Annotated in this window: 13 protein-coding genes; 5 read left to right on the top strand and 8 right to left on the bottom strand. The window is 65.8% G+C overall.

Going from position 1 to position 12,133, the window contains the following annotated elements; translation table 11 throughout:
- Positions 1-3: 3 nt before the first annotated feature.
- The 4 genes from L6D89_RS08695 to L6D89_RS08680 form a co-directional block, all read right to left on the bottom strand.
- Positions 4-963 carry a DegV family protein gene (locus tag L6D89_RS08695; protein ID WP_045210882.1) on the bottom strand — a complete coding sequence of 320 codons (960 nt, stop codon included), beginning with the start codon at positions 961-963 and terminating at the stop codon, positions 4-6.
- Positions 964-1,274: 311 nt separating this feature from the next.
- A complete protein-coding gene (locus L6D89_RS08690; protein WP_236199387.1) occupies positions 1,275-2,387 on the bottom strand; it encodes an NADH:flavin oxidoreductase in 1,113 nt (370 codons plus the stop codon).
- A gap of 79 nt (positions 2,388-2,466) precedes the next feature.
- Positions 2,467-3,057, bottom strand: a complete 591-nt coding sequence (locus L6D89_RS08685; RefSeq protein ID WP_236199386.1) for a TetR/AcrR family transcriptional regulator — start codon at positions 3,055-3,057, stop codon at positions 2,467-2,469.
- Between the two features lie 74 nt (positions 3,058-3,131).
- Positions 3,132-4,022: a LysR substrate-binding domain-containing protein gene (locus tag L6D89_RS08680; protein ID WP_236199385.1), complete on the bottom strand. Its 891-nt coding sequence runs from the start codon at positions 4,020-4,022 to the stop codon at positions 3,132-3,134.
- Between the two features lie 107 nt (positions 4,023-4,129).
- Between L6D89_RS08680 and L6D89_RS08675 the strand changes: the two genes are divergently transcribed.
- Entirely contained in the window at positions 4,130-4,537 is a 408-nt protein-coding gene (locus L6D89_RS08675; protein WP_236199384.1) for a tautomerase family protein, read from the top strand.
- On the opposite strand, the gene L6D89_RS08670 is transcribed toward L6D89_RS08675, so the two are convergent.
- From L6D89_RS08670 to L6D89_RS08660, 3 genes are all read right to left on the bottom strand, one after another.
- Positions 4,524-5,264 (bottom strand): nitroreductase family protein, encoded by a 741-nt coding sequence (locus L6D89_RS08670; RefSeq protein WP_236199383.1) that lies wholly within the window; start codon positions 5,262-5,264, stop codon positions 4,524-4,526. The genes L6D89_RS08675 and L6D89_RS08670 overlap by 14 nt on opposite strands.
- 112 nt (positions 5,265-5,376) lie before the next feature.
- Positions 5,377-5,862 carry a glutathione peroxidase gene (locus L6D89_RS08665; RefSeq protein WP_236172865.1) on the bottom strand — a complete coding sequence of 162 codons (486 nt, stop codon included), beginning with the start codon at positions 5,860-5,862 and terminating at the stop codon, positions 5,377-5,379.
- Between the two features lie 218 nt (positions 5,863-6,080).
- Positions 6,081-6,566, bottom strand: coding sequence for an FKBP-type peptidyl-prolyl cis-trans isomerase (locus tag L6D89_RS08660; protein ID WP_236199382.1), 486 nt, complete (start codon positions 6,564-6,566; stop codon positions 6,081-6,083).
- On the opposite strand from L6D89_RS08660, the gene L6D89_RS08655 reads away from it, so the two are divergent.
- From L6D89_RS08655 to L6D89_RS08640, 4 genes are all read left to right on the top strand, one after another.
- The gene (locus L6D89_RS08655) at positions 6,535-6,867 is read left to right on the top strand and encodes a DUF3565 domain-containing protein (RefSeq protein WP_236199381.1); all 333 of its coding nucleotides are present in this window, start codon (positions 6,535-6,537) and stop codon (positions 6,865-6,867) included. The two genes, L6D89_RS08660 and L6D89_RS08655, sit on opposite strands and share 32 nt — an antisense overlap.
- A gap of 2 nt (positions 6,868-6,869) precedes the next feature.
- A complete protein-coding gene (locus L6D89_RS08650; RefSeq protein ID WP_236172868.1) occupies positions 6,870-8,060 on the top strand; it encodes an acetate kinase in 1,191 nt (396 codons plus the stop codon).
- 61 nt (positions 8,061-8,121) lie between these two features.
- Entirely contained in the window at positions 8,122-10,248 is a 2,127-nt protein-coding gene (gene pta / locus L6D89_RS08645; RefSeq protein WP_236172869.1) for a phosphate acetyltransferase, read from the top strand.
- Positions 10,249-10,330: 82 nt separating this feature from the next.
- Entirely contained in the window at positions 10,331-11,239 is a 909-nt protein-coding gene (locus tag L6D89_RS08640) for an acyltransferase (RefSeq protein WP_236199380.1), read from the top strand.
- Positions 11,240-11,379: 140 nt separating this feature from the next.
- Here the strand turns inward: L6D89_RS08640 and L6D89_RS08635 are convergent, their stop codons facing one another.
- The gene (locus L6D89_RS08635) at positions 11,380-12,090 is read right to left on the bottom strand and encodes a YiaD family glycine zipper/OmpA-like lipoprotein (protein ID WP_236172871.1); all 711 of its coding nucleotides are present in this window, start codon (positions 12,088-12,090) and stop codon (positions 11,380-11,382) included.
- Positions 12,091-12,133: the final 43 nt, after the last annotated feature.

The raw sequence follows: 12,133 nt of genomic DNA, 5'->3' as shown, positions 1-12,133 counted from the left end.
CCGTCAGGCGAAGGGCTTGGGCTCGGCGGCGAAGGACAGGCTCATGGCGCCGGCGCCAAGGTTGATGCCGCCGGTGGGGCTGAGCATGGCCAGGTGTACCTGCACGCCCTTGGCCTGGCAGGCCGCCTCCAGCGCAGCGAAGCCCGGCAGGTCACGCAGTGCGGACGGATCGCCGGCGTAACTCAGGCTCATCTGCGGCGCCAGCAACTCGCCCGCCTCGACCCGCGCGCGAGCGAAGTTGAGCAGGCGCTCGGCGGATTTCTCGTAGTTGGGCGACACCGAGACGGGCTTGTCTTCGCCCTGCACCAGGCTCAGCACCGGCTTCATGTCGAGCATCGAGCCCAGGCCGAGGAAGGCGCCACGCAGGCGATCGCCGATGCTGCTACGGTCGCCCTTCTGGAAGCCACGGCGGCGGATGTGCCCCAGGTCGCTGGCGACCAGGAAGGTGTTCATCTGCTGGCTGAGCTGCTCCAAGCGGGTGCGCACGGCGTTGGGATGCTGATCTTCGCCGAGCAGGCGCACGCCTTCGGCGGCCAGCACGGCGAGGCCGGCGAACACGGTCTGGCTGTCGATCACCCGCAGCGCGAAGGGCCCGGCGATACCGGCGGCGGCCCGGCGCTCCTTGTAGCTCTGCAGGAGGCTGAAGGAGGCCTGGGTGGCGTTGTCGAAGATCGGGCTGCGCTGGCTGCTGACGGTCAGGCAGATCACGTAGTCGAAATCGGTAACCAGCTTTTCCAGGAACCAGTCGTGGGTCTGCGCCGGCGTCAGCGGTTCGCTGCCGTCCTCGGGGCCGACCTTGGGCAGGTCCTGGGAATAGAACTTGAGGGTGGTGTCGGGATCGCGGTCATCGACGATACGCCGCTCACCCACCCGGATACCGATGGGCAGAACGCGAATATTGTGGGCAGCAAGGAATTCGGGGGGAAGGTCGCAGGTTGCATCGACTACCAAGCCGATCCGCATGACTTACTCCTATGGCCGTCTCCCGGCCTATTGTTGTGTGAACGCGTTCATACTCTGCCCGTTTCGGACTGGGAAGTCAGCATACGGAAAGGTGGGTCTCGGAAAAGATTTGTAAACGCCTGGGACGGTGCTTTCAGACCATTCAGGCAATCAATAACCGATCATAAGAAGGGCACCACTTGTAGGAGCGAGCTTGCTCGCGAACCGAGTCCACAACGGGGCCTGTTCGCGAGCAAGCTCGCTCCTACAGAAATGCGAAAGCCCCTGACACCAACGGTGCCAGGGGCTTTCCTGCATCAGGCGCGGGCGAATCAGGCCAGCGACATCAGCGCATCACGGCTGAAGGGCTTGATGTCCTCCAGGCGACCGTCACGCACTTTCACCGCCCAGTCCGGGTCGACCAGCAGGGCACGGCCGACGGCGACCAGGTCGAACTCTTCCTTGTTCAGACGCTCCAGCAAGCCGTCGATGCCCGACGGCTGGGCGACTTCTTCGGTGTTGCCGAAGAACGCCAGGAACTCGCTGCCGTCCAGGCCAACGTTGCCGACGGTGATGGTCGGCTTGCCGGTGAGCTGGCGGGTCCAGCCGGCGAGGTTGAGGTCGGAGCCGTCGAATTCCGGAATCCAGAAGCGGCGGGTGGAGCAGTGGAAGATGTCCACGCCGGCATCCGACAGCGGCTTGAGGAAGGCTTCCAGCTCCTCGGGCGTCTGCACCAGGCGAGCGCTGTAGTCCTGCTGCTTCCACTGGGAGAAGCGGAAGATGATCGGGTAGTCGGGGCCGACGGCCGCGCGCACGGCCTGGATCAGCTCGATGGCAAAGCGCGAACGGTTGGCCAGGCTGCCGCCGTACTCGTCGGTGCGCTTGTTGCTGCCGTCCCAGAAGAACTGGTCGATCAGGTAGCCGTGGGCGCCGTGGATTTCCACGCCATCCATGCCGATGGCCTTGGCGTCGCGGGCAGCCTGGGCGAAGGCGGCGATGACGTCCTGGATATCTTCCTTGGTCATCTCGTGGACCAGCACGGTGCCGTCCTTTTCCTTGCCGCTGGGGCCGTAGCCCGGAACGCTGGCATCCGGCTCGGTGCCCAGGCGGCGCACGGCGCCGACGTGCCACAGCTGCGGAACGATCTTGCCGCCTTCGGCGTGCACGGCGTCGACCACCTGCTTCCAGCCGGCCAGGGCGTCTTCACCATGGAAGCGCGGCACGTTCGGGTAGCCGTTGGCGGCTTTGTGGTTGACGGTGGTGCCTTCGGTAACGATCAGGCCGACGCCGGCAGCGGCACGGCGGCGGTAGTACTCGACGACCTGCGCGTGCGGTACGCCGCCCGGCGTGAAGTTACGGGTCATCGGCGCCATCACGATGCGCGTGGGCAGTTCCAGATCGCCCAGGCGGAAGGGCGAGAACAGGGTATCTACGGATGCAGTCATTGAAGTCTCCATGACGGCCAGGCGACCGGTCGTCTCGTTTTTGAGTTGGGCTGGAAAATTGAGTGATGACTCAGGCAGATCAGGCCTGCAGCAAGTGCTCCAGGCGCTCGATAAAGCGTTCCACCGGCTTGAGCGATGCGCTGACTTTCATGCGTGCCAGCACGCCCTGCCAGGCATTGCCGATGAACTCGGCCAGTTGCTCGACGTTCTCCGAGGTGGGCAACTCCCCGGCGCGCTGGGCGTCGGCCAGGCAGTCGCGCAGGGTGTCGATGGACTGCTGGAGAATGCCATCGACGCGCTCGGCGATCGGCGGCGACAGCTCGGCCATTTCGAAGCTCAGGCTGCCGATGAAGCAGTGGTATTCGAGCTTTTCCTGGCGGGCGAAGTGCGCCAGCAACTCGCGGTAATAGGTAAGGATGCGCGCCCGCGGCCCCAGCGCGGGATTCCCCAGCGCTTCGGCGTAGCGCGCCAGGCGCGGGGCGTAGAGGTGCTCCAGGGCCTGCAGGGCGAAGTCTTCCTTGCTCTCGAAGTAGTGATAGAAGGAGCCTTTGGGGATGCCGGCGGCCTGGACGATGTCCTGCACGCCGGTGCCGTGGTAGCCGCTGCGGGTCATCGCCAGGGAGCCCTTGGCGAGGATCAGGTCACGCTTGTCGAGTCGGATGCTGTTCATGGCGGCAAGAATATGACCGGTCGTCTCGCTTTTGCCAGCACCATTGATCGCGGTGATTTTCCCTCAGAAACGAATCAACGAACCGACGGGCTTTCCAGCAGCTCCGCCACGCCCTCCTGCAGCAGCTCTTTCAGGCGCGCCACCAGCGCTTCCGGCTCGGCTTCACTGCGGTGCAGGCACAGGCCCAGCGGCGCCATCAGCGGCAGCCCGGCGCGCCCGGCATCCAGCCGCTCGACGCTGGCCGGCAAACCGATCGGCGTACGCAGGCCAACCCCCAGCCCGGCGCCGACCGCAGCCCAGATGCCGGACAATCCGGCGCTGGTGAACGCCACGCGCCAGGCGATGCCGGCACGGTCGAGCGCCGCCGTTGCCGCACTGCGCAGCAGGCATGGCGCTTCCAGCATCACCAGCGGCAAGGGTTCTGCGCTGACGGGCAAACCAGTGTCCGGCGCGCCGATCCAGCATTGCGCCACCGTGCCTATGCGCTCCATGTGTGGCGTGCGCTCGCCGGTTTCCCAGGCCAGCGCCAGGTCCAGCTCGCCGTTGCGCACGCCTTCGAGGAGTTGCTGATTGCGCGCCGTGCGGACCTCGATGCGGACCTTGGGATGGGCGCGGGCAAAGCGCGCCAGCACGGCGGGCAACAGCGTCTCGCCGAAGTCTTCCTGCAGGCCGAGGCGTACCCGCCCCTCCAGCGAACCACCGCGCAAGGCGCTGGCCGCTTCGTCGTTCAGCTCCAGCAGCCGACGCGCGTAAGCCAGCAACGTCTCGCCCGCTTCGGTCAGCGCCATACCGCGCCCTTCGCGGCGCAATACCGGTGTGCCGGCCTGCTCTTCCAGTTTCTTCAACTGTGCGCTGACCGCCGACGTGGAGCGCCCGAGGCGGTCCGCCGCGCGGGCGAAGCTGCCCAGCTCGATGCCGGCGACGAAGGTGCGCAGCACGTCCAGATCGAAGTTGATGCGGGCCATGGCAACCATCCTGATTAATCGAACTATCGATCAAGTATTTCCCGATATTCCGAATCAACTTGCCGGGCTAGCCTGAACTCGTCAATCACCCACCGAGGAACGGCGCCATGCCTACCGTCCGCATCTCCCTGCACAAGGGCAAACAACCCGGCTACCTGCGCGAACTCGCCAACACCGTCTACGACGCCATGCACGAGGCCTTCAATGTGCCGGAGGGGGACCAGTTCGTGATGATCCACCAGCACGAGGCGGAAGAATTCATCTACAACCGCGGCTACCTGGGCGGTCCACGCAGCGACGACTTCGTCCTCATCGCCATCACCATCGGCCGCCCCCGCGATGCGCAGACCAAGCAGGCGTTCTATCGCCGACTGAACGCGCTGCTGGGCGAACGCCTGGGAATCGCCAGCGAGGATGTGATGGTGCAGATCACCACCAGCGAGGCGGACGACTGGTCCTTCGGCGGCGGGCGCATGGGCGTACTGACGCGCCCTGATGCGCTCAGTGCCAGCTGACGCGCTGCTCCAAAGGGAAACGCAGGCGCGGGTTGTAGACGCCATTGTCGGCAGCCCGCCCCACCGCCAGCAGCATGATCGGCACCGCGCGCCGGGGAATCTGCAGCACCTTGCGCAGGCGCACTTCGTCGAAGCCCTCCATGGGGCAACTGGCGTAGCCGTGGCTCTGCACGGCAAGCATCAGGTTCTGCGCCGCCAGCGCGGTGGACTTCACCGCCCACAGACGCATCTCGGCATGGCTGTTGGGTTGGCGCATCAGCGCACGGCGCAATCCGACCAGCGAATACAGCACGCGCTTGAACAGCCCGCGCAGGCCGAGCGCCCCCTGGTTGTACTGGAAAGGCGCGGTGCGTCGATAGAAGTCGCGCACCTTCTCCGGCACCTGCGGCTCGGGCCATTGCTCGAGGATCGCCGCGCAGGACTCACGCCAGGTATCCGGCCGCGCCAGCACCGCAATCAGCACCGGTGCGCTGCGCGCCGCGTTCTGCCCCAGGCAGACCGGCACCAGTCGGCGGCGCAGCTCGGCGTTGCGGATCACCTGGAAGCTCCACGGCTGCAGATTGCAGGCGTTGGGCGCGAGTACCGCCTGTTCCAGGCAGTCGCGCAGTACTGCATCGGGGACCGGCTCGTCGAGGAAACGACGTACCGAGCGACGCTGCTCGATCAACGCACGCAGGGCATCGGGGGTCGCGGGCAGGCAGGACGACTCGGTGGCAAAACGGCTCATGGCGGACTCCCGGTTCAGGTCGTCCGATTAAGCCGCCGCGCACGGCGCAGAACAAGGAAAGGGAAGAAATGCCGGCGGGATTGGCGCATGCGCCCTCTCCCGCCGGGGAGGATCAGGCGCCCAGCGCCTTCTCGATGGCCTGGATCAGCGCCGGATCATCCGGCGTGGTGCGCGGGCTGAAGCGGGCCAGCACGCGGCCATCCGGGCCGAGGAGGAATTTCTCGAAGTTCCAGGTGATGTCGCCGGGGAACTCGGCGCCCTCGCCCGCCAGCAGACGGTACAGCGGGTGGCGCTCGGAGCCGTTGACCTCGAGCTTGCCCGACATGGGGAAGCTGACCCCGTAGTTCAGTGCACAGAACGACTGGATCTCGGCTTCGCTGCCCGGCTCCTGCCCGGCGAACTGGTTGCACGGCAGGCCCAGTACCACGAACCCTTGATCCTTGTATTGCTGGTAGAGGTTCTCCAGAGCGGCGTACTGCGGGGTCAGGCCGCATTTCGAGGCGACGTTGACCACCAGCACGACCTTGCCCTTGAGTGGGGCCAGCGGCAGATCCTGGCCATCGAGACCATGCAGCGTCAGATCGTGAAAAGCGCTCATTGCTTGCTCCTTGAAGAAGTAGGCACGAAGTGCCCGCGCAGGGGCGGACAACGTGTCCGTCGTGCTGCGCAATCCCAGTCGATGCGGGAAAAATGCCCTGGCCTTGTTGCAGTCGATCAGGTTGCATGAGAAAGGCGCCCGAAGGCGCCTTTCCCGATTGAGCTTAGCAGCTCAATGATGGCTCCACCCGATCCCGATGAGCGACCGGATGGCAGCGATCAGTGGTGATGACCACCTTCGCCGTGGATGTGGCCATGGGCGACTTCTTCGGCGGAAGCGTCGCGGATGTCGATCACTTTCACCTTGAAGTTCAGGCGCTGGCCGGCCAGCGGGTGGTTGCCGTCGACGATCACGTCGTCGCCTTCGATATCGCGGATGGTGACGATCTGCATGCCGCCGTCCGGAGCGGAAGCGTGGAACTGCATGCCGACTTCCAGCTCGTCCACACCCTCGAACATTTCACGGGTCAGGGTGGCGACCAGTTCGGCGCTGTATTCGCCGTAGGCGTCTGCCGGCTCGACGGTCACGTCCAGCTCGTCACCGACCTGCTTGCCTTCCAGAGCCTTTTCCAGGCCGCCAATGATGTTGTGGGCACCGTGCAGGTAGACCAGCGGAGCGCCGCCGGCGGAGCTGTCGATGACCTCACCCGCGTCGTTGGTCAGGGTATAGTCGATGGAAACCGCCTTGTTGGCCGCGATCTGCATGGTTCGAAACCTATCTGATATTGAAGATGAGCGCGTAAGTTTACGCGGCGCCGCCCCCGAATGCGACCCGAAGACAGACGGACGGGATGACGCGGTCGCGCCGCGCCTGCTTGACTTTCATCAGGACGAAGACGGCCACTGGGTGGCAGTCTTGTCCTGCGGCCATACCCAGCATCTGCGCCACCAGCCGCCCTGGCAGTCGCGGCCCTGGGTGCTGGACCCGCAGCAACGCAAGGCGCAGATCGGCCGCTGGTTCCCCTGCGGCTGGTGCGCCAGGCAATCCGACAGCAGCAAGGAGTAGGCATGCCGGCTCGCAATATCCTGGTGATCAACTGCGGCAGTTCTTCGATCAAGTTCGCTCTGGTTCGAGAGGGACGCGAAGACTTCATCCTCCATGGCCTGGCCGAGCGCCTCGGGTCCAATGGCGCCAGCCTGCGCTGGCAGGGCGAGACCGACGAGCAGCCGCAGACCCTGGAGTTGCCTGGTGGCGACCACAAGGCCGCCCTCGCCCGCCTGCTGCCACTGGTGGCCCAGGCTGCGCAAGGCGAGCTGCACGCCATCGGCCACCGCGTGGTACATGGCGGCGAACGCTTCACCCAGGCCTCGCGCCTGACCGACGAAGTGCTCGGCGCCATCCGCGAAACCTCACCGCTGGCGCCGCTGCACAACCCGGCCAACCTGGTCGGGATCGACGCCGCCATGGCGCTCTACCCGAACCTGCCGCACATCGCCGTGTTCGACACGGCCTTCCACCAGAGCCTGCCCGAGCGCGCCTTCCGCTACGCCATCCCCGAGCCGCTGTACCGCGAGCAGCACGTGCGCCGCTACGGCTTCCACGGCACCAGCCACCGCTACGTCAGCCACAAGGCAGCCGAGATGAGCGGGCTGGCGGTGGGCGACAGTTACTGGCTGTCGGCGCACCTGGGCAATGGCAGCTCCACCTGCGCCATCGCCAACGGCCAGAGTCGCGACACCAGCATGGGCCTGACTCCGCTGGAAGGTCTGATGATGGGCACGCGCAGCGGCGACGTCGATCCGAACCTGCACAGTCATCTGGCGCGCACCCTGGGCTGGAGCCTGGAGAAGATCGACCACATGCTCAACCACGACAGTGGCCTGCTCGGCCTGTCGGGGCTGTCCAACGACATGCGCACCCTGGAGCATGCCCGCGAGCAGGGCCACGCCAATGCGGCACTGGCCATCGAAGTATTCTGTTACCGCTTGGCCAAATCCCTGGCCTCGCTGACCTGTGCGCTACCGCGCCTGGACGGCATCATCTTCACCGGCGGCATCGGCGAAAACTCCGCGCTGGTACGCAACCTCACGGTCAAGCACCTGCACGTGCTCAACCTCGAACTCGACGGCGAAGCCAACGCCCGCTGCGTGCGCGGCGTCGGCGGGCCGATCCACCTGCCCGGCCATCCCCGCGTACTGGTGATCCCCACCAACGAGGAACGCCAGATCGCTCTCGACACCCTGGCCGTACTCGACTGAAGATCCATGGGTTGCGCCCCACAAGGGCGCCTCCCACCCCCGCACGGCTTAAGGAGCCCGGATGCACACCTTCTTCCTCGCACCGACCGGTTTCGGTGTCGGTCTGACGTCTACCAGCCTGGGGCTGATTCGCGCCCTGCAACGCGCCGGCCTGAAAGTCGGCTTCTTCAAGCCGATTGCCCAGCCCCATGCCGGGGACGACGGTCCGGAGCGCTCCAGCGAACTGGTCGCCCGTACCCACGGCCTCAACGCTCCCACCCCGCTGTCGCTGTCGAAGGTCGAGCGCATGCTCGGTGACGGCCTGCTCGACGAGCTGCTCGAAGACATCGTCGGCATGTACAACAGCGTCGCCGTCGACAAGGACGTGATGATCGTCGAAGGCATGGTGCCGACCAAGCACGCCAGCTACGCCGCGCGCATCAACGGCCACCTGGCGCGCAGCGTGGATGCCGAGGTGATCCTGGTTTCCGCGCCGGACAACGAGACAGTGAGCGAACTGTCCGACCGCATCGAGATCCTCGCCCAGCTGTTCGGCGGCCCGCGCGACCCGCACCTGGCCGGCCTGATCGTGAACAAGGTACGCGGCGGCGAGAGCGACGATATGCCCCGCGACGCCGTGGAAGCCGCGCGGCTGTTCGGTGAGCGCCTGAAGGAACACTCCCCGTTGCTGCGCGACGGTGACGTGCGCCTGCTCGGCTGCATTCCCTGGCAGGATGAAATGAACGCCCCGCGCACCCGCGACGTGGCCGACCTGCTGGACGCCAGCGTGCTCAACGCCGGCGACTACGAACAACGCCGCGTGCAGAAGATCATCCTCTGCGCTCCCTCGGCGCCCAACACCGTGCACCTGCTCAAGCCGGGCGTGCTGGTGGTGGTGCCGGGCGACCGTGACGACATCATCCTCGCCGCCTGCCTCGCCGCCATGAACGGCGTACCGCTGGCCGGGCTGCTGCTGTGCTCGGGCCTGGCGCCGGACGCGCGGATCATGGAGCTGTGCCGCAGCGCCCTGCAGAGCGGCCTGCCGGTACTGACGGTGAAGACCGGCTCCTTCGACACCGCCGGCGACCTGTCGCGGATGAACAAGGAAATCCCGGTGGACGACCGCGAGCGCGCCGAGCGTGTGACCGAGTTCGTCGCCGAGCACATCGATTTCGAATGGCTCAGGGACCGCTGCGGCGCGCCCCACGAGCTGCGCCTGTCGCCACCGGTGTTCCGCTACCAGTTGACCCGTCGCGCCAACCGCGCCGGCAAGCGCATCGTCCTGCCCGAAGGCAGCGAGCCGCGCACCGTGCAGGCTGCCGCCATCTGCCACGCCCGCGGCATCGCCCGCTGCGTGCTGCTGGCCAAACCCGATGACGTACAGGCCGTGGCGCAGATGCTGGGCATCGTGTTGCCCGAGGACCTGGAGATCGTCGACCCGGACCTGGTGCGCAGCCGCTACGTCGAGCCGATGGTCGAGCTGCGCAAGGGCAAGAGCCTGAATGCGCCGATGGCCGAGCAGCAGCTGGAAGACAACGTGGTGCTGGGCACCATGATGCTCGCCCTGGACGAGGTGGACGGGCTGGTGTCCGGCGCCATCCACACCACCGCCAACACCATCCGCCCGGCGCTGCAGCTGATCAAGACCGCTCCCGGCTACAACCTGGTGTCCTCGGTGTTCTTCATGCTGCTGCCCGACCAGGTGGTGGTCTACGGCGACTGCGCGGTGAATCCCGATCCTTCGGCCAGTGACCTGGCAGAGATCGCCCTGCAGAGTGCCGCCTCGGCGCAGGCTTTCGGCATCACTCCGCGGGTGGCGATGATCAGCTACTCCACCGGCGACTCGGGAACCGGCGCAGATGTCGAGAAAGTCCGCGAAGCTACGCGCATCGCGCGGGAAAAACGCCCCGATCTGTTGATTGACGGTCCCTTGCAGTATGATGCCGCCGCCATCGCCAGCGTGGGCCGCCAGAAGGCGCCCGACAGCCTGGTGGCCGGACGCGCCAACGTGTACGTGTTCCCCGATCTGAACACCGGGAACACCACCTACAAGGCGGTCCAGCGCAGTGCCGACTGCGTCAGCATCGGGCCGATGCTGCAGGGCTTGCGCAAACCGGTGAACGACCTGTCGCGCGGCGCGCTGGTGGACGACATCGTCTACACCATCGCACTGACGGCGATCCAGGCGGACAGCGGCAAGGACGGCTGATAACCCAAGGCACGAGGGATGTGCCCACGAACGCATCACGCGCCCGGCCGACCGGGCGCCTACGTACAAGGACCATTCCTCGATGTTGAGTTTCCTCCCGCACACTCTGCGCGGCATCCTCGCCACCCTGATCCTGGTGGTCAGCACGCTGTGCTGGTGTATCCCGCTGCTGGGCATGTCGATCATCAAGTTGCTGCTGCCGTTCAACGCCGCCCAGTTGCTGCTGAGCAAAGTCATGAGCGTGATCGCCGAAAGCTGGATCACCTGCAACAAGGGCTGGATGAACCTGGTGGGCAAGACGCGCTGGAACGTCGAAGGCCTGCAGGGGCTGCACTACGACCACTCCTACCTGGTCACCAGCAATCACCAGAGCTGGGTGGACATCCTGGTCCTGCAGTACCAGCTCAATCGCCGCCTCCCGTTGCTGCGCTTCTTCCTCAAGCAGGAGCTGATCTGGGTTCCGGTGATCGGCCTGTGCTGGTGGGCGCTCGATTTCCCCTTCATGAAGCGCTACACCAAGGCGTACCTGGCCAAGCACCCGGAAAAGAAAGGCAAGGACCTGGAAACCACGCGCAAGGCGTGCGCCAAGTTCAGCCGTATTCCGGTGGCGATCTTCAACTTCCTCGAAGGCACGCGTTTCACCCAGGAGAAGCATGACGAGCAGGCCTCGCCCTTCCAGCACCTGCTCAAGCCCAAGGCCGGCGGCATCGCCTTCGTTCTCGACGCCATGGGCGAGCAACTGCGCACCCTGGTGAATGTCACCATTCACTACCCCGATGGTCGCCCGACCTTCTGGTGCCTGCTCTCGGGCAAGCTGCGCTCGGTGGTAGTGCGTTTCGAGGAGCTGGAAATCCCACGCCAGTTCATCGGCAAGAGCTATGACCAGGACGAGGGTTACCGCGCCGAATTCCAGCTGTGGGTGAACCAGTTGTGGGAGCGCAAGGACCAGTTGCTGGCCCAGTTGCACCGCGAATTCCCCGCCAAGGCCTGACGGATCTTGTAGGAGCGGACTCCGTCCGCGATAGGCCCCGCATCGCGCCGGAAACCGATCGCGGACGGAGTCCGCTCCTACGCCCTTCCCGCCAGGCACAAAAAAGCCCGCCAATCGGCGGGCTTTTTCATGGGCAGCGCTTACTGCTGGTACTGCTGGGTCTGCGCGCCCGGCAGCGCCTTCAGGTTCACTTCCACGCGGCGGTTCTGCGCGCGGCCGTTGACGTCGGCGTTGGAAGCAACCGGCTGGTCCGGCCCCATGCCACGGGTGCTGACGCGGGAAGCATCGACTCCCTGCGAGGTCAGGTAGCTGGCCACCGACTGCGCACGACGCTGGGACAGGTCCATGTTGTGCTGGCGGCTGCCGGTGCTGTCGGTGTAGCCGACGATCTCGATGCTGTTCTGGTTGAACTCCTTGAAGGAGTTGGCCAGGTTGTTCAGCGGGGTGTAGAAGGACGGCGCGATGTTCGCCGAGTCGGTGGCGAAGGTGATGTTGCCCGGCATGATCAGCTTGATATCGTCACCCTGGCGCTCGACCTGCACACCGGTGCCCTGCATCTGCTGGCGCAGCTTGGCTTCCTGCTTGTCGGCGTAGTAGCCATAGCCCGCAGCCGCGGCGCCCACGGCGGCGGCGCCGATCAGCGCGCCCTTGCCGCGGTTGTTGTGGTTGATCGCGGCGCCAGCGACGGCACCCGCCAGTGCGCCCAGGCCACCATACTTGGCGGTCTTGCTCACGCCGCCCTCGGCAGGAACCTGGGTATTGGGATCATAGGGATTCTGGGAGGCGCAACCGGCCATGAGAGCAAAGGCGGTGGCAGCCGCAACCATGGACAGACTACGTGCGGTGAACATGTCGGATGACTCCTCGAAATAGCGAAACACCCATTAGCGGGCG

The sequence above is a fragment of the Pseudomonas pseudonitroreducens genome (assembly GCF_021603645.1).
In the GTDB taxonomy this organism is placed as follows: domain Bacteria; phylum Pseudomonadota; class Gammaproteobacteria; order Pseudomonadales; family Pseudomonadaceae; genus Pseudomonas; species Pseudomonas pseudonitroreducens.
Note: the sequence above shows the minus strand (reverse complement) of the source record. Positions and strands in the feature narration are given on the sequence as shown.